Annotated in this window: 19 protein-coding genes; 11 read left to right on the forward strand and 8 right to left on the reverse strand. The window is 67.1% G+C overall.

The annotated features are described in order from the left end of the window. Positions 1-80: 80 nt before the first annotated feature. On the forward strand, positions 81-1055 hold the full coding sequence (gene nrdF / locus BM028_RS17480; RefSeq protein WP_071303048.1) for a class 1b ribonucleoside-diphosphate reductase subunit beta: 975 nt from the start codon (positions 81-83) through the stop codon (positions 1053-1055). Between the two features lie 212 nt (positions 1056-1267). Beyond that, the gene (locus tag BM028_RS18340) at positions 1268-1786 is read left to right on the forward strand and encodes a hypothetical protein (protein ID WP_139219862.1); all 519 of its coding nucleotides are present in this window, start codon (positions 1268-1270) and stop codon (positions 1784-1786) included. Positions 1787-1895: 109 nt separating this feature from the next. On the opposite strand, the gene BM028_RS18345 is transcribed toward BM028_RS18340, so the two are convergent. The 6 genes from BM028_RS18345 to BM028_RS17505 all read right to left on the reverse strand — a co-directional run bounded on the left by BM028_RS18345 (position 1896) and on the right by BM028_RS17505 (position 9433). Beyond that, a complete protein-coding gene (locus tag BM028_RS18345) occupies positions 1896-3041 on the reverse strand; it encodes a DNA adenine methylase (RefSeq protein WP_254803989.1) in 1146 nt (381 codons plus the stop codon). Between the two features lie 26 nt (positions 3042-3067). Then, the gene (locus BM028_RS18650; protein WP_175496122.1) at positions 3068-4663 is read right to left on the reverse strand and encodes a hypothetical protein; all 1596 of its coding nucleotides are present in this window, start codon (positions 4661-4663) and stop codon (positions 3068-3070) included. Beyond that, positions 4656-6197 (reverse strand): DGQHR domain-containing protein, encoded by a 1542-nt coding sequence (locus BM028_RS17490; RefSeq protein WP_092388370.1) that lies wholly within the window; start codon positions 6195-6197, stop codon positions 4656-4658. The genes BM028_RS18650 and BM028_RS17490 overlap by 8 nt, the downstream gene beginning before the upstream one ends. A gap of 517 nt (positions 6198-6714) precedes the next feature. Further along, complete coding sequence (locus BM028_RS17495; protein WP_139219865.1) at positions 6715-7140, reverse strand: hypothetical protein; 426 nt, start codon at positions 7138-7140, stop codon at positions 6715-6717. Between the two features lie 263 nt (positions 7141-7403). Beyond that, positions 7404-8453 (reverse strand): methionine synthase, encoded by a 1050-nt coding sequence (locus tag BM028_RS17500; protein ID WP_092388376.1) that lies wholly within the window; start codon positions 8451-8453, stop codon positions 7404-7406. A gap of 20 nt (positions 8454-8473) precedes the next feature. After that, positions 8474-9433, reverse strand: coding sequence for a putative oxygenase MesX (locus tag BM028_RS17505; protein ID WP_092388379.1), 960 nt, complete (start codon positions 9431-9433; stop codon positions 8474-8476). Between the two features lie 75 nt (positions 9434-9508). On the opposite strand from BM028_RS17505, the gene BM028_RS17510 reads away from it, so the two are divergent. The 5 genes from BM028_RS17510 to BM028_RS17530 all read left to right on the forward strand — a co-directional run bounded on the left by BM028_RS17510 (position 9509) and on the right by BM028_RS17530 (position 14885). Next, a complete protein-coding gene (locus BM028_RS17510) occupies positions 9509-10453 on the forward strand; it encodes a LysR family transcriptional regulator (protein WP_070417972.1) in 945 nt (314 codons plus the stop codon). Positions 10454-10586: 133 nt separating this feature from the next. Next, positions 10587-12488: an ABC transporter ATP-binding protein gene (locus tag BM028_RS17515; protein WP_092388382.1), complete on the forward strand. Its 1902-nt coding sequence runs from the start codon at positions 10587-10589 to the stop codon at positions 12486-12488. A 75-nt stretch (positions 12489-12563) separates the two neighbouring features. Beyond that, positions 12564-13136: a DUF2510 domain-containing protein gene (locus BM028_RS17520; protein ID WP_254803984.1), complete on the forward strand. Its 573-nt coding sequence runs from the start codon at positions 12564-12566 to the stop codon at positions 13134-13136. Positions 13137-13159: 23 nt separating this feature from the next. After that, the gene (locus tag BM028_RS17525; RefSeq protein WP_092388385.1) at positions 13160-13651 is read left to right on the forward strand and encodes a GNAT family N-acetyltransferase; all 492 of its coding nucleotides are present in this window, start codon (positions 13160-13162) and stop codon (positions 13649-13651) included. A 121-nt stretch (positions 13652-13772) separates the two neighbouring features. Beyond that, positions 13773-14885 carry an SGNH/GDSL hydrolase family protein gene (locus BM028_RS17530; RefSeq protein WP_175496123.1) on the forward strand — a complete coding sequence of 371 codons (1113 nt, stop codon included), beginning with the start codon at positions 13773-13775 and terminating at the stop codon, positions 14883-14885. A 59-nt stretch (positions 14886-14944) separates the two neighbouring features. Here the strand turns inward: BM028_RS17530 and BM028_RS17535 are convergent, their stop codons facing one another. Together BM028_RS17535 and BM028_RS17540 are read right to left on the reverse strand one after the other, a co-directional pair. After that, on the reverse strand, positions 14945-16417 hold the full coding sequence (locus BM028_RS17535; protein ID WP_092388391.1) for a glycoside hydrolase family 32 protein: 1473 nt from the start codon (positions 16415-16417) through the stop codon (positions 14945-14947). After that, positions 16414-17496, reverse strand: coding sequence for a LacI family DNA-binding transcriptional regulator (locus BM028_RS17540; protein WP_092388394.1), 1083 nt, complete (start codon positions 17494-17496; stop codon positions 16414-16416). The genes BM028_RS17535 and BM028_RS17540 overlap by 4 nt, the downstream gene beginning before the upstream one ends. Positions 17497-17633: 137 nt before the next feature. Between BM028_RS17540 and BM028_RS17545 the strand changes: the two genes are divergently transcribed. The 4 genes from BM028_RS17545 to BM028_RS17560 are packed head-to-tail and all read left to right on the forward strand — an operon-like array spanning position 17634 to position 22364. Continuing rightward, entirely contained in the window at positions 17634-19040 is a 1407-nt protein-coding gene (locus tag BM028_RS17545) for an ABC transporter substrate-binding protein (protein WP_070417978.1), read from the forward strand. Continuing rightward, a complete protein-coding gene (locus BM028_RS17550) occupies positions 19040-19987 on the forward strand; it encodes a carbohydrate ABC transporter permease (protein WP_071303032.1) in 948 nt (315 codons plus the stop codon). The genes BM028_RS17545 and BM028_RS17550 overlap by 1 nt, the downstream gene beginning before the upstream one ends. Beyond that, entirely contained in the window at positions 19984-20892 is a 909-nt protein-coding gene (locus BM028_RS17555) for a carbohydrate ABC transporter permease (RefSeq protein ID WP_092388397.1), read from the forward strand. The genes BM028_RS17550 and BM028_RS17555 overlap by 4 nt, the downstream gene beginning before the upstream one ends. Beyond that, the gene (locus BM028_RS17560; RefSeq protein ID WP_092388400.1) at positions 20889-22364 is read left to right on the forward strand and encodes a glycoside hydrolase family 32 protein; all 1476 of its coding nucleotides are present in this window, start codon (positions 20889-20891) and stop codon (positions 22362-22364) included. Before BM028_RS17555 ends, BM028_RS17560 begins: the two co-directional genes overlap by 4 nt. Positions 22365-22389 lie beyond the last annotated feature (25 nt).

Below are 22389 nucleotides of genomic sequence, written 5' to 3' on the forward strand. Positions count from 1 at the left end.
CTGCATTCTGGAGGCGCGGTGCCAGCCCGCACCGCGCCTCCAGTCCCGTAATCATCACCATCTCTTGAAGGAAACGTGCGTTGGTCGAGAAGCTGAAGCTCATTGATCGGGTCCAGGCCATCAACTGGAACCGCATCCAGGACGACAAGGATGTCGAGGTCTGGAACCGCCTCGTCAACAACTTCTGGCTGCCCGAGAAGGTGCCGCTGTCGAACGACGTGCAGTCGTGGAACACGCTGACGCCGGCCGAGCAGAAGCTGACCATGCGCGTCTTCACCGGCCTGACGCTCCTGGACACCATCCAGGGCACCGTCGGCGCCGTGTCGCTCATCCCCGACGCGATCACCCCGCACGAAGAAGCCGTCTACACGAACATCGCGTTCATGGAGTCGGTGCACGCCAAGAGCTACTCGTCGATCTTCTCGACCCTCGCGTCGACGCCCGAGATCGACGAAGCCTTCCGCTGGTCCGAGGAGAACCCGAACCTGCAGAAGAAGGCCCAGATCGTCATGGACTACTACCAGGGCGACCAGCCGCTGAAGCGCAAGGTCGCTTCGACGTTGCTCGAGTCGTTCCTGTTCTACTCCGGGTTCTACCTGCCGATGCACTGGTCGTCGCGGGCGAAACTGACGAACACCGCCGACCTCATCCGCCTGATCATCCGTGACGAGGCCGTCCACGGGTACTACATCGGGTACAAGTACCAGAAGGGGCTCGAGCAGCTCACGCAGGCCGAGCGTGACGAGCTGAAGGACTACACGTTCTCGCTCCTGTTCGAGCTGTACGAGAACGAGGTGCAGTACACGCAGGACCTCTACGACGAGGTCGGTCTGACCGAGGACGTCAAGAAGTTCCTGCACTACAACGCCAACAAGGCGCTGATGAACCTGGGCTACGAGCCGATGTTCCCGAAGAACATCACGGATGTGAACCCGGCCATCCTCTCGGCCCTGTCGCCGAACGCCGACGAGAACCACGACTTCTTCTCGGGGTCGGGGTCGTCGTACGTGATCGGCAAGGCTGTGAACACTGAGGACGAGGACTGGGACTTCTAATCCCTGTCTGATTCGTGGAGGCGCCCCGCTGGCTTCGGCCGGCGGGGCGTTTCTGTGCTCATGCGGTGTCTAGATGTCACCTTCGCACCGGGACCGCACCCGGGCGACTTCAACCACACCGGGCGTCAAGGTCAGGCGCCGATCAGGCGCTTGTTCGCCGCAAAGCTGGCTACTGAGATACGAACTCACTACCCAGACCGTAGGCTCGTCGCATGCCTGATCGATGGCAGGAACATCCACCTGCGCACAAGGGAAGCTTGCAACACACCGCTTTCGAACCGAACCTGCCAATGTTCGAGGTCGTCGCGAAGTTTTGGGTTGAGGTCAGGAAGATCCTGCCAGCGGAGCATGTTCATGTGATCGACCCCTACATGCTTGATGCTGGGGGCGAGAAGCCTGCAACCTATGCCGCGAATGTCGCAGCTCTCTTGAAACCGGCAATCACAAACACGCGGCGTCTAACGTTTGTCTATCAGCGAACTCGTGGGGACGTTGGTCGCCTACTGAAGGCTGATATAGATTTGCTCAATGCGTCAACCGCTGTCACCTTCCATCAAGGAAGCGGAATGCACGCACGCTACATCGTCGCCGATCGCTCACGCGTTCTTAGGATGGAGTTCTCGTTCAACCGGATCGGGAAGTCATTCGGCACTGTTTCCCAGGTGCTTGACGAGGAGGATCGATCGGCAATTGTCGCCGAGCTTGATAGACTGCATCCCTCGGAAACCTGACTCCCGCGGGCCTTTGCTGCGTGCTCCCGTGTCATGGGGCCACCCACTGTTGCGTAAAACAGATGTCCTTCGTGCTGCTCAACTCGGCACACAGTGCACGCTTAGCACGCTACGAGGTCGTCGCCTTGCTCTCGAAGCGGAACAGGACCTCGTGGAGCTCCTTGCGGCCCAAGCGTTGCGCGCCGTTCTCTTTTGATCCGCCTAAGGTGGAGTGACGCATGGGGATCCGTGTTTCCTTAATTGTGAAAAACTCGCTAGCCGCACGCCGGATGTCTTCAACGGTTAGCCCATTGCTCCGTTCGCCTTCAGGGTAAGTCCACAGTACAGTTGTACGGCGTTTCGCTAACGCGGTCAGCAGATTTTCAGTTGCAGCAATCGCTCGAGTGCGTCGGCTAAAATCCGACGAAGGACGGTCCGCCCCCGACGGAGCGCGACCGGCTCCCGATACGGATATCCAGCCCCCACGAGCGATTCCCTCGAGTACGTGGTAGAAGCGGCTATATTGCGCTTCCGAATAGGGCGGGTCGCAAAATACAAGATCGCCGTCTCGAACATGACGCTGTGCATATGCCACGCTGTCGCCGGTGATCACCTGACCTTGCACCTTGGCCGGGAAGGGGGCCAATCCCTCTAGCTGCCGCCGTACCTCTCGGCGGACGTCGATACTCCATGCCGAACGTAGATGTGGCAGTAGGCGTTCCGTAGGTCGGAAGGGCTGAGCTGTGTGGCCAGGGGACGCGGAAGCCCGTGACGCGGTCCGCAATAACGCCGCGAGTGCGACGGTTCGCGAAGGCGCCCTAACCGGCAGTGTCGAGTGCAGAGCGGATAAATGCAGCGCCTGCAGAGGCGAATAGTAGTACCCGCCGTAGTCGGACCAGATAAAGGCCCCCTCGATGTGCGCCCGGCAGAGGGCCCGCGCTCCCGAGACGTCGTTCTCGGACTGGGGAGACGACGCAGCCGCGGCTGCCTTTAGAAGATTGGCGTTCTCGCGTAGCCAGCGATCCGCCCGAGCTTCCCAAGCTTGGAACAGCCGTGCCGCGTCGACTTTGCCAGTCCGCGTCACGGTCCCTGCCGTGATAGCACTGCTGTAGGCCATGAGGTCTAAGGCCACAACGGGCGTCGTCGTCGTCGTCGCGACGTAACGCGAGACAGCGCCAGAGCCTGCGAACAGATCGACGAAGCGTTCCGCATCAGGAGCTAGTGCCGTCAGCTGGTCGCCGAGAGTCCCGGCGAGCATGCTGACCTTCGAGCCCATGTACTTCACGCGTTCACCACAAGGTTCTACGCTACCCGCTCCTCGTCGTCGTCAGCGACCGGCGCGGCGGCCCAAGCAGGAACCCGTTCAAATCCGGCGAGAATCTGCACCTGCTTAGCACGCTCGTCGATTAGCACGGAGAGGTTAGCATCGTCCGCATCGGACTCAGAGCGCATATCCTCCAAGTCAGCGACGGCATCTTCGATATCAAACCAGAGGTCCCGGTAATCCTGCGAGTCGGGAATTCGGATTCCGTGCAGCTGCAGCATGTCCCGTATCCAGAAGTCAACGTCGGACGTTGAGTACCCAGCGGCTGCGATTAGATCCCGAGTGGCACCGGTCGCGAATCGCAGCAGGATCAATGCCCGACCGACCATTCCGTTGAAGATGCGACCTGCGGAGGTGCCAGCGAGGTTCAAGGAGGCATCCTCTATCACCGTCGGGGTCGGATGTGCAGTCTGATCGTCAATGAACTCCGTTACGAATTGCCCGGGGCTCCGCCCGAGCACACGCTCCACCCAGAATTCGGTGGGAGTTTGATCGCTTGGCACATATGAGCCCGTGATCCGCGTTTCATCGCCATCGCCATCGCCATCGCCATCGCCATCGCCATCGCCATCGCCATCGCCGTCGGCCTCGGATTGTTCTGCCGGGAGGGTTGCGCTTGGATCGCTCACTGCGGCCGCATCCTCCGCTGCTGCAGCATCGTCATGCTCAGCCTGAGTGAAGGAGTCGAAAGCAATTCGAGCGATGAATGGGTCCAGTTGCTGGAACGCGACCCCATCGGTTGGCGCCACCAGTCGCCAGACCTGATCAAGCAGATCCGAGACATACGCCGGCGACACCGTGGTCGGCGACGGACGCAATCGGGTGGGGGTGTAACTGCTGTTGTTGCGAACCGCGCGGTCGGAAGAGAATCGCTGAATATCCACGCCCCATTCCTTCAGCAAGGCGCCCATGGCACCGGTAAGCTCGACCGGTTTGGGCCGTTCCGTCGCCCACGTCCCCAACGTCTGACCGGCGAAATTAACGACGTCACCGCAAAACCCTGCGCCCCTTGGGGAGCTGGCCCATTCAGTGAAGAGCACCCAAATGCCCTGGTGTGAGTTGCGCTCGATCCGGCCGGCACCCTTCGGGAACGGGATCTTCTCGACACCAGAAGAGGTGAGGACAAAGTTGCGCTCGCCCATCAAGAGCACACCGTGACGAAACAGCAGAGCGTTCATCGCGCGCAACTCAGAGTAGTAGAGAAGGTGCTGCGCGACGTCAACTGCGCCGGAAGCGACCGCATGCATGGCCTGCCCAAAATAGGTCCAGGCATCCGCGAGATGCACCGGTACAGACGCGGCAACGTAGTCAGCGACATCTTCGTCTAGCGGCGGATCAAACGGCAGCGAGGCACGAGCCGTATTCCACGGATCGTCGGCGACTCCATGCACGTCCGGCAGCCAAGATGCGGCTGGGAAATTCGCCGCAATCCGACGAAAAGCTGTCTCGACGACTTCCGGGTCGGCACGGCTTAAAGAAGCCCCGACCTGCGCTCGATCGGAAGTTGTCCAGTTCGACCACTCATTTTTGTCTGGAGCGCTATCCTTCGGCTGCCCCCCGCCGCCGCTAGGCACGGTTTTCCAACGCCGTCCGGGCCCATCCAGCGATGTCCTCCCTAGCCGCGGCCACGAGATGCTCCAGCAGTCGATCTCGCAGGATCGGATAGGCGCCAGACCCACGAAGCGCGCGCCGCCACTCCGTGGTCTCCGGCGGGATTCCCGGCGCCTTAAACGTCCGCCAGTCGAACTTGGCAAGCGCATAAGTTAAGTGTCGAAGGAAATCTCCGACTTGATTTTGATCGAGCGCTGTCCAAGCTTCTTCGAACTGCTTCTCAACGCTCGTTGTGACCGTTCGATCCACTTGCCACCCATGCAGGCTCAGCTGATCCTTCGCAAGAAAGAAGAGGTCGTTGAGAACCATGTGATAGCCCCGGACTCCAACCTCAGATGCCAGGAGGCTTAGCTGACCCGAGAAGGCGGGGTCTTGCATCGGGGACGCGGGTGCATCCACCTCGAACAGCGGCTCTTCGTTGGGGTCGCCGACGGCACGGAGCGATTCGACCCATTCTTCGTCGCTTCTCAAGATCGCATCGCCAAGTTCGCCCCAAGCGCGAACTAGAAAGGCGCTCTGTTGCCCACGAGGCCATTCAAGACCTGGCGAATTGGTTGCGGAGCCAAACAGTCCCCCGAAGCCTTGATACCCGCTGAAAGTTCGCACGAAGGTGCTAGTCAGGGAGCGAATGAACGCTGCCTGAGTCACTGGTCGCTTGGAGCGCATGCCTGACTGGCCCAGCATGTTTATCCGGTCGCGCCATACGCTGCGCGGGTCACCCCATAGTACCTCGACAAGTTCTTGAGCTCGAGTTTCGCGATAGACGTTGATCGTCTCACCACTCTCGAGCCAGTCCTGGTGTCTCAGGAGTGGATATAGGTCGTAGGCGAGAGACCCGTTGATACGTTTGGGTTTGATATTGACGGTCCAGAAAAGGTACGCCTGCCAGGATAGGTCGAGCCCGGTAAAAATGACCACTGGCAGGTCATAGTCTCCATCTGTCACGTCAAAGGCGGAAAGGCGGTGCTGACCGTCGATGATCTCGATCGGGAGTGCACCGCCGGGCCGCCAAGTCGCGGCGTCTCCGGTCCAGGAGGCTGGCAGTTCGATACTTACAAATGCATCGCTACTCTCAGCCGCAACGACGCGCATCTCGTCCTGAACTTGCACCACTTGCTCACCGCGCTTCTGGCCGGCAGGTACGATATTCGCGATGATAGCCGTCGGCAACCAGCCTGGCTTTCGCAGAGACCGTTCCTGATCGGTATCAAGCTCGCGGGTTCGAATGCTTGAAAGAGGGTAGCCGTCCTGAATGTATCGACTGATTTCCAGAGAACGGTCTGGCTGCAGTTGACGTTGGATCGCGGTGTCTGTGTCTCGCGCCTGCATGCTGGAAGCATCTCGCTGGTGCGCCGTCCCCAAAGCCCGCAGCGTCGAAGCCGGAATTGACGACAGATAGAACTCGTGGGGGGGCTCGGATTGAAACTTGGCCCGGTCAAACTCGGCATCATTCCAACGCTCGAGCCACTGCTTGACCCTGATTCCCGGTATACCCACCTGGCGACCCTACCTTCCTTGGCTAATCCCGCAACCTTATCGTCGAGCAGCTGTCATCTTATCGCCCCCGAAGTAGGGGTCCGCGACTTGCGGCGGAGGCGCCCGGCGCTTGCGGCAGTGCGGCCCCCGTGCCGAAGTTGCTCTGCTCGCCGCCCCGCACGGTGAGCTGTCAGCGGTAATGGGCATCGACCTGGATCAATGGAGAGGTGCGCGCGGCAGGAGCGGTCATCGCCAACGCGGCAGGATTGATAGCAGGGGTGCGCGCTTGCGACTGTCGAACTCTCGCTTCGCAAGACCCTCAGCCGGTATGTCTACCGGCGGCGGGCGCAGATTGGCGTGCGGCGGCTAGTGAGAACCGAGCGGTGGTGAACCCGCTTCACGGTCCTTTCTGTCGTCGTCATCTTCTGCGGCGCTGTCATCTGCCCGACCGGGGGCGTGCGAGCGTCGGCCCGGTAGCCCGATCGTCTGTTGAGACACGATGGACGGAACGCGGCGGATGCCCTCGCTCGGGCAGTGTTCACGCTGGCGGCGGTGTCCCAGCGCCTTCGGTGTCGTCTGCGCCCGCCGGACCTGTCCTGGCCTGATCGAGGTTCTCGTGGGGGTCACCCATGTCGCCGGTCGCAGCGCCGGCGCGGGACAGCCCGAAGTGTTTGCGGACGGCGTTCGCCTCGGCGGGGCACAAGGTGCGTCCGGCTCCGAGGGACGGCGCGCCCTTGATCGCGTCCTTCGTGTACCCGACGTGCACGTCCGTGCCGTCGAAGGTGGCGTCGTCGGCGGGGACGAGCGCCTGGTGACGCCCGAGTAGTCCGGTTGCGACACAGATGTACGCCGCACTGCCGTCCTCTTCGGAGGGGAACACCTGTACGACCTTGCCGACCGAAACGCCGTTGTGATCCCGGACAGTCGCACTCTCGACCTGGTGGATGACGCCCTTGGTGATCATGAACGTAGTCAACGCCCTCGAGTCTGACGCTTCGCAGAAGCCGTCCTCCAGGCTGGCGCTGTGGACCCGATCAACCATCGGGCGCAGGTTGATCGTGACGGTGAGACGCCCTGTCGTGATCCGCAGCCCGGTATCGACACGACCTGTCGGCGCAACCGTAGCCGCGCCTCCAGGCCGCCCCGAAAGCTGCGCACGGGGCGGACGCAACACGAACGGCGGCCCTCCTCCTTCCGGAAGAGAGCCGCCGTGGTGTCTCGCGGTGATCAGCGGGCCGACGGGACCGCCGTGCCGACGAGCTCAGCCCGCACGATGTCGGCGCCAGCGGACAGCGCACTGAGCTTCCCCAGCGCCGCACCCCGCGCCAGCGGCGCCATCCCACAGTTCGAGCTGGGGATGAGCTTGTCCGCATCCACGAACTCCAGCGCCCGCCGCAGCACCTCCGCGACCTCGTCCGGGGTCTCGACGACCTCGGTCGCGACGTCGATCGCGCCGAGCATGACCTTCTTCCCCCGGATGAGCTCCACGAGGTCGAGGGGCACGTGGGAGTGGATGCACTCGAGGGAGACGATGTCGATCGACGACTGCTGCAGCAGGGGGAACGACTGCTCGTACTGCCGCCACTCGGCGCCGAGCGTCGCCTTCCACTTGTTGTTCGCCTCGATGCCGTACCCGTAACAGATGTGCACGGCGGTCTCGGCGCGGAGCCCCTCGGTGGCGCGTTCGAGCGCGGCGACGCCCCAGTCCTGCACCTCGTCGTGGAACACGGTGAAGGCGGGCTCGTCGAACTGGATGATGTCGACGCCGGCGGCCTCGAGCTCCCGGGCTTCCTGGTTGAGGATCGTGGCGAACTCCCACGCCAGCTTCTCGCGAGACTTGTAGTGCTGGTCGGAGAGCGTGTCGATCATGGTCATCGGCCCGGGGAGCGCCCACTTGATCGGCCGGTCGGTCTGCGCGCGGAGGAACTTGGCGTCGTCGACGAACACCGGGGCGGGACGACTCACGGCGCCGACGACCGTGGGGACGGCAGCGTCGTAGCGGTCGCGGATCCGGACGGTCTCCTTGCGCTCCTGGTCGATGCCGTCGAGGTGCTCGATGAACGTCGTGACGAAGTGCTGGCGGGTCTGCTCGCCATCGCTGACGATGTCGATCCCGCGGTGCTCCTGCTCGTGCACGGCGGATCGGAGTGCGTCCTGCTTGCCCTCGGTCAGGGCGGCCCCGTCGAGCTGCCAGGGGGACCAGAGGCGCTCGGGCTCGGCGAGCCAGGACGGCTTCGGCAGGCTGCCGACGATCGCGGTGGGAAGGAGAGAACTCATGGAGGTGACGGTCCAGACGGTCAGCGGGCGGGGACGGGCTCGGCAGCGAACTGCGAGAGGAGCGCGCGGTGCGGCGTCACGAGGTGCTCCTCGGTCCACCGGCCCTGGGTGATCCCGAGGCGGCTGCGCTCCTCGCGGTCGTAGGTGACCGGTGTGGGCGTGAAGTCGGTGTGGTCGAGGGTGGGGCGGTAGGTGCTGCCGGCGGGGGTGTTCGCGGCGTAGATCTCCGGGCGGTAGATCTTCTGGAACGTCTCCATGGTGGCGATCGTGCCGATGAGCTGGAGGTCCGTGTAGTCCCCGGTCAGGTCGCCGCGCGTGTAGAACGCGAGCGGGGCCGACGCTCCGGCGGGCTGGAAGTACCGGACCCGCATGCCCATCCGGCCGAAGTAGTCGTCGGTGAGCGAGGAGTGCTCGTGCTCGTACTCGGCGCCGAGGACCGGGTGGACGTACCCGGTCCGGCGGTAGGTCTGGCTCGTCGAGACGCTGATGCAGACGACGGGCTCGGCACTGAAGCCGTCGTGGAACGCCGAAGACGAAAGGAACCGCTGGAAGAGGGCCCCGTGCAGCACACCGAAGTCGGACGGCAGGCCCGGCGCCGACGGCAGCAGCACCGAGAAGTCGTAGTCGCGCAGGTACGACGAGAAGTTGTTGCCGAGGATGCCGTGGTGGTGCTCGCCGGTGTGCTGGTCGACGATCGTGACGTCGAGCATCTCGAGCAGCGGGAACTCGGCGTCCGATCCACCGTCGGAGAACTGCAGTGCGGCCGAGACGATGTCGAGCTGCAGGCGGTAGCGATCACCGGCAGCCGAGAGCTCGTTCGCGCGCTCGTCGATCATCGCCAGCGCAGCACGGAGGTTCTCCTGCCGGCGCTCGCCGCGCGCCAGGTTGGCGAAGTTCGTGGTCAGCCGGGAGCTGTCCGACGGGGAGTAGTCCTCGTCGAACCGGGTCCGGGTGATGCTGAAGGTGATCTCGCTCGCCATGATGCATCGATCATGGCGGGATCCCGAGGCCATCAGGTAATACCGAGACACTATGCGGCGGTATAGCCTCGGCCTATGGCCCGGGTCTCGAACGACATCACCCTGCAGCAGCTCCGGTACTTCATCGAGGTCGCGACCGAGGGCTCGATGAGCGCCGCTGCAGATCTGCTCTACGTGTCGCAGCCGACCATGTCCGCGGCGATGAAGGACCTCGAGACGCGGATCGGTCGCCCGCTCTTCACCCGTTCGGCCCGGGGTGTCGTGCTCACCGTCGACGGCGTCGAGTTCCTCGGGTACGCCCGGCAGGTCGTCGAGCAGGTCTCCCTGCTCGAGCAGCGGTACGTCGGGCGGCAGGCGTCGCGTCGGCTGCTCGGGGTGTCGGCGCAGCACTACTCGTTCGCCGTCGAGGCCTTCGTCCGGATGGTCGAAGCGGCGGCCGCGGACGAGTACGAGTTCTCGCTCCGCGAGACGCGCACCTGGGACATCATCGAGGACGTCCGCACCCTGCGGAGCGAGGTCGGCATCCTCTACCGCAACGACTTCAACAAGCAGGTCCTCGGCAAACTGCTGCGGGACGCCGGCGTCGTGTTCACCCCGCTGTTCGTCGCCCAGCCGCACATCTTCGTGTCGCGGCGGAACCCGATCGCGTCGCGGGAGCGCGCGACCCTCGAGGACCTCGCCGACCTGCCCCGACTCACGTTCGACCAGGGCGCGAACAACTCCTTCTACCTGGCCGAGGAGATCCTGTCGACGATGTCGAGCAAGCGGGAGATCCGGGTCTCGGACCGGGCGACGATCTTCAACCTCATGATCGGCCTCGGCGGGTACACGATCTCGACGGGCCTCATCAGCGACGACCTCGACCCCGAGATCGTCGCCATCCCGCTCGACGTCGACGAACGCATCGAGATCGGGTGGATCGCCCACGCTTCGGTTCCCCTCACCGTGCAGGCGCAGGCGTACCTGGACGAGTTGCGAGCGGTGGTCACGAGCTACGGCGTCGAACCGCTCGCGCGGTGACCAGCCTGGAGGCGCGACCCGCCTCCGTCAGGCGGGTCGCGCCTCCAGGTTCCCGCGACCGGCGCGGGGCGCGACGGACCGCCGTATCCTGGCTGCCGGCCCGCGTCGACTCCGCGGCGCGGAGGGAACTGCCATGAGCATGGAAGGCGCGGCCTGGAGCTCGCTCTACAAGATCTCCACCGCCAAGGACGGCAGGAACGGGTTCTCCCGCGAGTCGCTCCGGCGCATCATGACGTTCGCGACGCCGTACCGCGCCAAGCTCGTGGTCTTCATCGCGCTCTCGATCGTCGGCGCGTTCCTCGCGGTCGCGACTCCGGTGCTCGCCGGCCAGGTGGTCGACGTCATCGCCGCTCGTGGCGCGGTCGGCACGATCGTCTGGCTCGCGGTGGTCATCGCCGTCGTCGCCGTGGCCGACGCTGCCTCGTCGCTCGCGACCCGGTGGTACTCCGCCCGCATCGGTGAAGGGGTGATCCTCGACCTGCGGACCGCCGTGTTCGACCACGTGCAGAAGATGCCGATCGCCTTCTTCACCCGGACCCGGACGGGCGCGCTCGTCAGCCGCCTCAACAACGACGTGATCGGAGCGCAGCAGGCCTTCAGCGGCACGCTGTCCGGCGTGGTCACGAACCTCGTGGCGCTCGTCCTCACCCTCGCCGTGATGCTCAGCACGTCGTGGCTCGTGACGGTGATCGCGGTGCTCATGCTGCCGCTCTTCCTGGTGCCGGCTCGCCGCATGGGTGGTCGACTCGCGGCCCTGCGTCGCGAGGCCGCCGACCACAACTCGGCGATGAGCACGCAGATGACCGAGCGCTTCTCCGCTCCCGGAGCCACCCTCGTGAAGCTCTTCGGTCGGCCGGAGGAGGAGTCCGAAGAGTTCCGCGTCCGTGCGGCGCGCGTCCGGGACATCGGGGTGCGCACCGCGATGCTGCAGTTCGTCTTCGTCACCGCCCTGACGCTCGTCGCGGCCCTCGCCCTCGCGCTCGTGTACGGACTCGGCGGGGTCCTCGCGCTCGGCGGCCAGCTGAACACGGGTGACGTGGTCACACTCGCGCTCCTCCTCACCCGGCTGTACGTGCCGCTGACCAGCCTCGCGAACGCCCGTGTCGAGATCATGAGCGCGGTCGTCAGCTTCGAGCGGGTGTTCGAGGTCCTCGACCTCGAGCCGCTCATCCAGGAGAAGCCCGGCGCCGTGGCCGTGCCGGACGGTCCGGTCGCGGTGGAGTTCGACGATGTCCGGTTCGCCTACCCCTCGGCGGACCGGGTGTCGCTGGCCTCGCTCGAGGAGGTCTCCACGCTCGACACCCGCGGCGGGGACGAGGTGCTGCACGGCATCTCGTTCCGGATCGAGCCCGGACAGACCGTCGCGCTCGTCGGGACCTCGGGCGCGGGCAAGTCCACGATCGCGCAGCTGCTCTCGCGGCTCTACGACGTCGACCAGGGCGCCGTCCGGCTCGCCGGCGAGGACGTCCGCGACGTGACCTTCGAGTCGCTCCGGCACACGATGGGCATGGTGACCCAGGACGGGCACCTGTTCCACGAGACCATCCGCTCGAACCTGCGGCTCGCGCGGCCGGACGCCTCTGACGACGAGGTGTGGGACGCGGTCCGCCGCGCGCGCCTCGAGACGCTGATCCGGTCCCTGCCGGACCAGCTCGACACGATGGTGGGGGAGCGCGGCTACCGGCTGTCCGGCGGGGAGCGGCAGCGGATGACGATCGCGAGGCTCCTGCTCGCCCAGCCGCGGGTCGTCATCCTCGACGAGGCCACGGCGGCCCTCGACTCCACCTCGGAGGCCGCGGTGCAGGCCGCGCTCAGCGAGGCGCTCGAGGGACGGACGGCGATGGTGATCGCGCACCGACTCTCCACCATCCGGAGTGCGGACCAGATCCTCGTCGTCGAGGACGGCTCGATCGTGGAGCGCGGGACGCACGAGGAGCTGCTCGCGGCGGGTGGCCGGTACGAGGAACTGCACCGGACGCAGTTCGCGGTGCAGAAGGACGTCGCTCCGGACGAGGTGGGTCCGGCGAGGGCGTAGGTGCACTCGGCCGCCGTGCTGCACTACGGTCGGGGCGGGGGTTCGATGCTCCCGCCGACCCCCGAGGAGCGCACCGTGTCGTCACCGACGCCGCCAGGCTGGTACCCCGACCCGTCCGGTCAACACGCCACCCGGTGGTGGGACGGCACCCAGTGGACCGTGCAGGTCGGCCCGCCGCCCGCGCAGCTGCCCCGCCAGCGCCTCCCCGAGCACGTGCCGACGGACACCGTGTTCGTCTGGGTCCTCGCGCTGCTCCCGCTGCTCTCCCTCCCCGTCACCTTCCTCTACGAGCCGCAGGTCCGGTACGGCGTCGGTCCGGGAGGCGTCCGAACGGTGGACCCGACCTCGATCTACACCGCCGGGTACTTCCTGCTGCAGGCGTTCTCCGTGCTCCTGTACGCCGCGAACGTCGTGCTCGCGTTCTTCGACCACCGGGCCCTCGGGCGGCGGGGCGTCGTCCGGCCGTTCTCGTGGCCGTGGGCGTTCCTGTCGCCGATCGTCTACGTCATCGGCCGGTACGTCGTCGTCCGCAAGGTCGCACCCGGACGGCCCATGTGGCCGCTGTGGATCAGCATCGCCGTCGTCGTCATCGGCATCATCGTCGGGATCGGTCGGGCCGTCGCGGTGTTCCAGCAGCTGCTCCCGTAGTCGTCACCGGACGAGGACGAGTCGTGCCCTGCACACGAGCGACGAGCGACGACCTGGACGAGTTGCGGACGTTCCTGCTCGAGGCCGACCTGACGGTCGCCGGCCTCGACTCGCCGGCCGTGCGGGTCTGGCTCGAACGCGGACCCGAGGGCGGGATCACCGGCAGCACCGGATTCGAGCTCAGCGCGGACGGCGCGCACGCCCTGATCCGGAGCGTCGCAGTGTCCGGCTCGATGCGGGCGTCCGGGGCCGGTACGCGGCTCGCGCGCTTCGCGCTGGCTGAAGCGGCTCGAGCGGGCGCGGGTCGAGCATGGTTGTTCTCGCGGCGGTCGGGGCCCTTCTGGCAGAAGCTCGGCTTCACTCCCGCAGACCGCGACGTGCTCGCTTCCGTCCTGCCCGGAACGCAACAGGTGCGCCTCTTCACGTCGACCGGGCAGCTCGGACGCGAGGTCGCGTGGTCACGCGAGCTCGTCAGTGGCGACGCCTCGTTCCGGGTCCGCGAGCGGGGCGCGTAGCATTGCCCGACCCGGCGCTCGGTCGCGGTCCACATCCCAACGCACGGGAGGCAACGTGAACGGCCCACTGCGGAGCACTGTTCGTGGACGGCGTCGAGGGGGAGCCCGGGTCGTGGCCGGCGTGGCCGTCGCACTCCTGGCGACCGTCGTCTCGGGGTGCTCCACGCAGACGGCCCCGAAGGCCGCCGATCCCCTCGCCACCTGGAACGCGGCCGTGGCCGACCGGGCCGACGAACCCGCGAACTGGGTCGCCCTGGGGGACTCGATCACCGAGGGGCAGGGTGCCTCCGCCCGCTCCACCCGGTGGATGGACCTCACGCTCGACGGGCTCCGCACGGAGCACCCGACGGACGGGGTCACCGGTGGCGCCGGGTACCTCCCGGCACAGTTCGCCGTGTACGGCCCGGACTCGACATGGGGTGACTGGGCGACCGCGAGCACGGGGTCGAGCCAGTTCGACGCCACCGCACCCGACCTCGGCTACCGATCGGTCGCGATGCAGGCAGGCGCTTCGCGCACCTACGCCTTCACGGGCACCGGGATCGACATCTGGTGGGCGCGCTACCCCGGGTCCGGCGACTTCACCTACAGCGTCGACGGAGCCGCACCGGAGACCGTCGCCACGACGGGGTCCGCCAGCACCGGCACGACGACGACGGTGGACGGGTTGTCGAGCGGGGAGCACACGGTGACCGTCACCGCTGTCTCGCCGTTCTCCCTACTGGGGTTCACGATCTTCGACGGCGACCGGGGCAAGGGCATCCACCGCTACGACTCCGCCCACTCCGGAGCGACGATCGCGACCTTCACCGAGGACCAGGAGGGCTTCCTGACAGCGATGCGTCGTGCTGCTCCGGACCTCGTCACGATCACGCTGGGTGGCAACGACGCGTCGAAGCTCACCCCCGAGGAACTCGGGACGCAGTACGTGGCGTTCCTGAAGGCCCTCGCGGCGCTCCCCACGAAGCCCTCGCTGCTCGTGATCGGTGAGTTCGACCCGGCCTCGAGCATGACGGACGGCATGGCGAGCCCGTGGTCGACCTACCTCGCCGAGATCGAGAACGCCGCAGCGAAGGGTGGCGCCGCCTTCGTCGGCATGGCGGACACGTTCCCGCAGGCCGACCACTCCGGCACGGGGATCTACTCGACGGACGGCATCCACCCGAACGACTCCGGCCAACGGCGGATCGCGAAGCTCGTGCTCGCCACCCTGGCTGCGCACGAGGACGACTGACGGACTGGAGGCGCGGTGCCAGCTGGCACCGCGCCTCCAGTCCGTCAGTGCGGAGCCCGTCAGCGAGTGCTGACGGTGACCCGGGTCAGCGCGAACGCGCCGTCCTGCGCGAAGAGCGCGAGACGCCCGGACGGGCGGTCGTAGAGGCGCGTGCTCAACGCGACGGAACCGTCGACGACGGCGACGCAGAGGTCGCCGTCGAGGTGCACGTCGATGCGGTGCGGGCCGGGAGCGAGGGGGACCGGGCGCTCGAGCTCGACCGCGTGCGGGACGTCACCGAGGATCTGCCACTGCTCACCGCCGGTCGTACCGCGCGGCCACCGATCGAGGACGAGTCGGGAGCGGTCCGGTTCGAGGCGGAGCGCGTAGCCGGCTTCCGCGTCGTCGCTCGTGCGCAGGAGCACGCCGAACGACCGCGTGTCCTGCGCGACGTCGAGCTCGATCGTGACGAGCGCCTCGGCGGGGAGTTCCGGCCCGGTCCAGGATGCGAAGCGGCTCGATGCGCCGTCTCCGACGACCGGTGCTGCGCCGTTCACGGGTGTGAAGACATCGGTGACGTCGACCTCGTTCGCGTACGCCGCTCGGAGCGTCCGGGGGAGGTCGAAGCGCAACGATCCGTCCGGTCGCTGGTGCGCCTGGAGGGTCGCCATGGTGCCGGCCCACTGCCACGCCCCGGCGTCGCGCTCACCCTCCTTCGTGGCGATCCACCCGACGAAGAAGCGGTCCTCGCCGAGGGCGACGGTCTTCGCGGCGTAGAACGCGCGGCCGTCGACGGTGTCGTCGGCGGGCGCGAGCCACGGTCCGTCGGGCGACGTCGCGACGCGGTAGCGCGTGCAGAACGCGTCGGAGAACTCGGAGTACACGAGGTACCACCAGTCGCCCCACCGGAAGACGTCCGGGCACTCGTGGGCGATGAACCGGTGCGGCGCCCAGATCGGGTCGGCGTCGCGCCAGGTGACGAGGTCGTCCGACTCGAGGCGGGCGACGAGACCGGAGCGGCGGTGGGGCTCGTCCGGGCGGCGGGTCGCGAGGAGCATCTGCCAGGGGCGCTCGGGCGACGGGCGGAAGACGAACGGGTCGCGCCAGTCCTCGGGCGCGTAGCCGGGGAGTGCTGGCAGGTCCCACTCGGGGTGCTTCGTCCAGCGCGTGGGGTCCCCGTCGGAGGTCGCGTGGCAGACGACCTGGACGTCCTTCCGGCCGAGGTCGGTGTCGGTGGTGATGCGCGGGTTGTGGCCGGTGGAGAACAGGTGCAGGAGCCCGGAGTCGTCGCGGACGACGCTGCCCGTGTAGCAGTCGAAGTCGCTGGCGTCGGGTCCGCCCGAGGGGAGCACGACGCCGTGGTCCTCGAAGGTCACGAAGTCCGTCGTCGAGACCGCGCCCCAGGGCATGCCGGTCGCACGGTCGACGGGTGCCGCGTCCGGCCGTTCGTCGAGCAGGTAGTACAGCCACGCCCGGTCGTCGGCCGCGAACGGGATGACGTCGCCCACGAAGCCGTTCGGCGGGCGGAAGTGGGTGCTCGGTTCGGCGGTCACTGGGGCTCCTGCGGATCGGTTGCGGGGGCGGGTGCGGGTGCTGGGGCGTCCCGTGGCGTTGCGAGGGAGCTTCGCGGGACGTACTCGCAGGGCACGAGGTGGCGCCCGGGATCGTGCGTCTCGGCGAGCAGGAGCGTGCCGGCGTCGAAGCCCATCTGCTGGTGGGGGAGCGCGACCGTGGTCAGCGGCGGGTGCATCTGGTCGGCGAGGTCGGGCTGGTCGTCGAAGCCGACGATGCTGACGTCCTCCGGGCAGCGGAGCCCGAGGGACTGCGCCGCCATCAGCGCGCCGACGGCCATGCGGTCGTTCCCGCACACGAGCGCGGTCGGCGGGTCGTCGGCGAGGAACTCCATCGCGAGGTCGTAGCCGGAACCCACCTGGTAGGTGCCGTACCGGACGGGGACGGCGTCTGCTCGGAGCCCGGCTTCGGCCGCGGCCTCGTCGAACCCGCGCTTGCGCTCGCGGCAGGCGTAGTCGTCCTCCGGACCGCCGAGGAACGCGACGTCGGTGTGCCCGGCGGCGAACACGGCAGCGGCGACGTCGTGGCCACCCTGGAACTCGTCGGCCAGCACGGTGACGGCCGGGGCGCCGTCCGGCGGGAAGCAGTTCACGAAGACCGTCGGCACGCCCTCGACGCCCGACACCGGCGTGACGTCCTCGGGGCCGGGGGCGGCGTAGATCAGGCCGGCGACGCCCTGCTGCACGAGGTTCGCGACGGCCGCCGTGCCGCCGTCGGACGTCTGCGCGGTCTCGACGACGAAGCAGACGTACCCGGCCTCCTGCACGGCCTGCTGCACACCGAGCACGATGTGGCCGGCGTAGGGCTGGGAGACGAGCCGGTCCGCGATGACCCCGACCGTGTAGGACCGGTTCGACCGGAGGGACTGCGCAGCACGGTTCGGCTGGAAGTTGAGCGCCTTCGCCGACTCGAGCACGCGGGCCCGGGTGTCCGCGGCGATCGAGACGTCGCGCCGGTCGTTCAGCACGAACGAGACCGTCGGCTGCGAGACGCCGGCGTGCCGCGCGACGTCCTTCATCGTGACGCGGTGCGACGGTTCCGTCTGCTTTCGGCTCGCCATCTGTCCTCCTTCGACATGCTCATCATGGCAGAAGCAAATACGTATTGCCTCACCTGGACGACGTGTGTACAGTCAGCGAGCAAATACGTATTGGCTCCGACTCGACGGGGCCACGATCGCTCAGAGAGGAGCGACTCATGGCGAACGGATTCAGCACTCCGATCGACCGACGCACGCTGTTCAAGTTCGGTGGTGCCGGACTCGCACTGGCCGGCATCGGATCGCTCGCGGCGTGCTCCACCTCCGGCAGTGGCGGTGGCGCGACGGGCACGATCAAGATGCTCTACTTCGGGGAGCAGAGCGCGGCGACCGCACTCCAGAAGGCCATCGAGCCGAAGATCCGGCAGCTCGACAAGACGGCGAAGCTGCAGGTCACGGCCATCAACGGCACCGACTGGAACGACTTCCTGGCGAAGGTGCTCACGCAGATCGCTTCCGGGGACGTGCCCGACATCGTCAGTGTCGCGACCGAGGGGCAGCAGCTGCTCGCCTCGAAGAACCTGCTGACGCCGCTCGACGACCTCGTCACCAAGAACCTGTCCGGGCTGTCGACGTACTTCAGGGGCATCCACCCCTCGCTGGTCGAGTCGACGATGTACCAGGGGCACCTCTACACGCTGCCCGACAGCTTCAACGCCGGCAGCATGTTCTACTCGACGTCGCTGTTCGACAAGGCGGGGCTCTCGCGTCCGGCCGCGAACTGGTCGATGGACGACTTCCACTCGTCGGCGGAGAGCCTGGCCAAGGTCGGCGGCAGCACCTACGCGTTCGACTGGGTCGTGCGGCTCTGGGGCAGCTGGACCTCGTTCCTCTACGCGAACGACGGCAACCTCCTCGAGGAGGGTCGCTACTCCGGCGGCGACTGGCTCTGGGGCAGCAAGGCGTTCGACGGCAACGCCGTGGGCGTGAGTGGCCGCAAGGGCGGCTGGAAGTGGGGCGACCCCACGGCGAACTCCGACGCCGCGGTCGAGGCGCTGCAGTACGTGATCGACCTGCAGAAGTCGGGGGCGTCCCCGTCGCCCGACGTCGGTGGTGGCGGCACGCTGCAGGGCCTCTTCGCGTCCGGGCGCATCGGCATGACGATCGGTGGTGGGTTCTGGGCGGGTGGTCTCCACAACGCGGGCATGAAGGACGGCAGCTTCGACGTCGTGGAGTTCCCGACGTGGAAGAGCAACAAGTCGCTCTTCGGTGCCGGCGGGTACGGCATCTTCGACTCGTCGAAGCAGAAGGACCTGGCGTTCGAGGTCATCAAGCTCATGGTGCAGCCGGAGAGCTTCGACGCGCTCTGGCCCGGCAACGTCACGACACCGGCGCAGAAGTCGCTGCTGACGGCCGATCGGTACAAGACCACGGGGCCGGAGCACTGGTCGGTGTTCTACGACCAGCTCGACAACTCGGTGCCGATCTCCGCACCGCCCTACTACAACGCGCTCGCGACGGCCCTCAACCAGCGCACCACCCAGGCGATCTCGTCCGGCAACGCGAAGAAGGCGCTCGACGGTCTGCAGGCCGACATCGAGAAGGCCGCCGCGCAGGCGTCGTGATGACCGCGACGACAGGATTCCGCTCCCGGCGGGCTGCCGAGGTCGCAGCCCGCCGCCCGGCGGCCAAGCGCGTCCGGCGCCGTGAAGCCTCGTTCGGCTACGCGATGATCGGACTGGCGGTGGTCTTCGTCGCCGTCTTCACCTTCATCCCGATCCTCGCGTCGCTCGGGCTCTCCTTCACGTCGTGGGACGTGATCAGCAGCCCGGAGTTCGTCGGCCTGGACAACTACGTGCGGCTGTTCACCGACGGTCCGGTCCTGGCCTCGTTCGGGGTGACCGTCGTGCTCGCGGTCTGCATCGTCGCCTTGCAGATCTCGCTCGGCATGCTGTTGGCGGTGCTGGCGAACAACCGGAAGCGCAACGCCACGCGCGTGTTCTTCCGGACGTCGTTCTACCTGCCGCTGCTCGCGTCGTCCGCGGCGGTGTCGATCTTCATGGGCTACATCTTCGACACCAAGTTCGGGCTCATCAACTACTACCTGAACGAGATCGGGCTCCCGGGCGCGCACTGGCTCAACGACCCGTTCTGGGCGAAGGTCACGGTCGTGCTCGTGGTGGTCTGGCAGCAGGTGGGCTTCACGTTCGTCCTGTTCGTGGCCGCCCTGATGTCCGTGCCGGTCGACGTCCAGGAGGCCGCAGCGATCGACGGAGCCGGGCCGTGGCGCACCCTCTTCCGGATCAAGATACCGTTGATCAGCCCGACGATCCTCTTCGCCACCGTGATCGCGATGATCAACGCGATGCAACTGTTCGACCAGCCGTTCATCATGACGAAGGGCGGGCCGGGCACCGCGACGACGACCGCGACCATCTCCCTCTACCAGGCCGGCTTCCAGAACCTGCAGTTCGGGTTCGCCTCCGCCATCGCGATCCTGTTGCTCGTCATCATCGGCATCATCACCGGGATCCAGTTCATCGCCGCACGAAAGCTGGTGTTCTACCAATGACGACCACCGACGTCATCAACCCGCTCCACGCGCCGGAGACCGTCGCGCAGCCGAGCGTCGCCCCCATCGTCCGTCGCCGCCGACCGGTGGCGAAGGTCGGCAGCGTCATCGGGCTGGTCATCCTGATCATCGCCGCGGTGTTCGCGCTCGGGCCGCTGCTCTGGACCCTGACCACCTCGCTCCGCACCCCGGCCGAGTCGTTCGACAACCCGCCGCAGTGGATCCCGCTCTCGTGGGACTTCAGCAACTACGCGGCCGTGTTCAACCAGATCCCGATCGGCCAGTTCTTCGTGAACAGCGTGCTCGTCACACTGCTCATCGTGGTCGGCCAGACCATCACCTGCACGCTCTCGGGATACGCGTTCGCGATGATCAGCTTCCCGGGGAAGAACACGATCTTCGGGATCTTCCTCGCCACCATGATGGTGCCGATCCAGACGATCATCATCCCGGTGTTCGTCATCCTGAAGGACATGGGACTGACCGGCTCCATCGCCTCGCTCATCGTCCCGGCCCTCGGCAGCGCGTTCGGCACCTTCCTGATGCGGCAGTACTTCATGCAGATGCCGAAGGAGCTCGGTGAGGCGGCGCGCATCGACGGAGCGACGCAGTTCGGCGTCTTCTGGCACGTGTACTCGCGGATGGCCAGCCCGGCGATCGCGACGCTCGCGATCCTGAACTTCTCCGGGTTCTGGGCCGAGTACTACCGGCCGCTGATCTTCCTGAACCAGCAGGACACGTTCACGCTCCCGCTCGGCCTCGTCGGCCTGCAGGGCAACCTCGGCACCGGCTCGATCTCGGTCGTGCTCGCCGGCGTGGTCCTGACGATGATCCCGAGCGTGCTGCTGTTCATCGTCGCCCAGCGGTACTTCATCGAGGGCGTCACGGCGGGGTCGTCACGATGACCGACACCCCCGTGACCGAGGCGCCTTCGGCAGTGGCCCCGCCGGCCGACGCCCGCGCCGTCCCCACCCCGTCCCAGGAAGCAGCACCGACCGTGATCGCACCAGCCGACCACCACCTCCCGCAGTTCCACGTCCGCCTGCCCCGCGGGTACGTCAACGACCCGAACGGCCCGATCGACATCGGCGGGCAGGCCCACCTGTACTTCCAGTCCCGGCCGCGCGTCGACCTCGACGTCCCGGTGGAGTGGGGGCACGTGACGAGCGACGACCTCGTGCACTGGACGCTCCACCGTCCGGCGATCGTGCCGGTCCCGGGCGGTGCCGACTCCGGTGGTGCCTGGTCGGGCAACACCGTCCTGCACGACGGGGTCGTCCGCGCCTACTACTCCGGCAAGGTCGACCACAGCCCCTTCCAGTCGGTGCTGCTCGCCGAGTCCACCGACGGCGGAGCCACCTTCGGAGCCCCCGTGCAGGTCGTCGCGGACCCCGGGGCCGACGAATCGATCACGATGTTCCGCGACCCGTTCGTGTGGTCCGACGGAGACGGGTGGTCGATGGCCGTCGGCGCCGCGGACGCCGACCAGGTGGCGTCCGTCCGGCAGTACCGCTCGACCGACGGTGTCGACTGGGCGTTCGTCGGCGACCTCGTCGCCATGCCGCGCGCGACGGTGCACGGCATCGACACCGGCGAGGGCTGGGAGTGCCCGCAGATCATCACGATCGACGGTGCCGACGTGGCGATCGTCGCGTCGTGGTCCCACGCGGAGGGGCCCGGCGACGTGCTCGCGGTGCCCCTGACCGGTGACCCGCGGCCCTCCCGGATCGACGACGGGCAGCACTTCTACGCGGCCTCGGTGATGCGGACGGGGTCGTGGGGCCCGGTGCTGTTCGGGTGGATCACCGAGGGCCGGACCCGGGAGTGGACCGAGCAGGCCGGCTGGTCGGGTGCGATCTCCCTGCCGCGCCGCGCCTGGGTCGCGGACGGACGGCTCCTGACCGAGCCCCACCCGGCCCTCGATGCGCTGCGCGTCGGTTCGACGACGGACGGCCGCGCGGAGACGATCGGCGCCCAGGCCGAGATCGTGCTCCAGGACCCGGTCACCGGCCGCATCCGGGTCCGGTTCTCCGACGCCGAGTTCCTCGACATCGTCGTCGACACCGAGGCGGACACGCTCACCGTCGACCGGTCCTGCGCCAGCACCGACCAGCGCGCGGACCGGCGCCCCGCCGAGATCCGTCATCCGTTCGACGCCGCGGCGGACCGCCCTGCGGTGCGCGTGCTGCTCGACGGCTCCGTGGTCGAGGTCTTCACCAGCGCCGGACGCTCCGTCACGACGCGGGTCTACCCGGTGCAGGCACCGCCGTGGACCGTCGAGGCCCCGGAGGGTGCGTCGTGGTGGCCGCTCGAGTGCTCGGTCACCTCGGTGGCGTCCGCTCCGCGGGCGGTCGTCGCTGGCGCCGGGACTGCCTGATGTCGCTGCGGTACGGCCCCGTCGC

The sequence above is a fragment of the Curtobacterium sp. YR515 genome (assembly GCF_900113095.1).
Lineage (GTDB): Bacteria > Actinomycetota > Actinomycetes > Actinomycetales > Microbacteriaceae > Curtobacterium.

What these genes read in the sequence shown, in the direction of transcription:
- BM028_RS18340 (WP_139219862.1), top strand. Translation starts at nt 1,268, where the DNA reads ATGCCTGATCGATGGCAGGAACATCCACCTGCGCACAAGGGAAGCTTG.
- BM028_RS18345 (WP_254803989.1), bottom strand. Translation starts at nt 3,041, where the DNA reads ATGGGCTCGAAGGTCAGCATGCTCGCCGGGACTCTCGGCGACCAGCTG.
- BM028_RS17495 (WP_139219865.1), bottom strand. Translation starts at nt 7,140, where the DNA reads ATGATCACCAAGGGCGTCATCCACCAGGTCGAGAGTGCGACTGTCCGG.
- BM028_RS17500 (WP_092388376.1), bottom strand. Translation starts at nt 8,453, where the DNA reads ATGAGTTCTCTCCTTCCCACCGCGATCGTCGGCAGCCTGCCGAAGCCG.
- BM028_RS17505 (WP_092388379.1), bottom strand. Translation starts at nt 9,433, where the DNA reads ATGGCGAGCGAGATCACCTTCAGCATCACCCGGACCCGGTTCGACGAG.
- BM028_RS17510 (WP_070417972.1), top strand. Translation starts at nt 9,509, where the DNA reads ATGGCCCGGGTCTCGAACGACATCACCCTGCAGCAGCTCCGGTACTTC.
- BM028_RS17515 (WP_092388382.1), top strand. Translation starts at nt 10,587, where the DNA reads ATGAGCATGGAAGGCGCGGCCTGGAGCTCGCTCTACAAGATCTCCACC.
- BM028_RS17540 (WP_092388394.1), bottom strand. Translation starts at nt 17,496, where the DNA reads ATGGCGAGCCGAAAGCAGACGGAACCGTCGCACCGCGTCACGATGAAG.
- BM028_RS17545 (WP_070417978.1), top strand. Translation starts at nt 17,634, where the DNA reads ATGGCGAACGGATTCAGCACTCCGATCGACCGACGCACGCTGTTCAAG.
- BM028_RS17550 (WP_071303032.1), top strand. Translation starts at nt 19,040, where the DNA reads ATGACCGCGACGACAGGATTCCGCTCCCGGCGGGCTGCCGAGGTCGCA.
- BM028_RS17555 (WP_092388397.1), top strand. Translation starts at nt 19,984, where the DNA reads ATGACGACCACCGACGTCATCAACCCGCTCCACGCGCCGGAGACCGTC.
- BM028_RS17560 (WP_092388400.1), top strand. Translation starts at nt 20,889, where the DNA reads ATGACCGACACCCCCGTGACCGAGGCGCCTTCGGCAGTGGCCCCGCCG.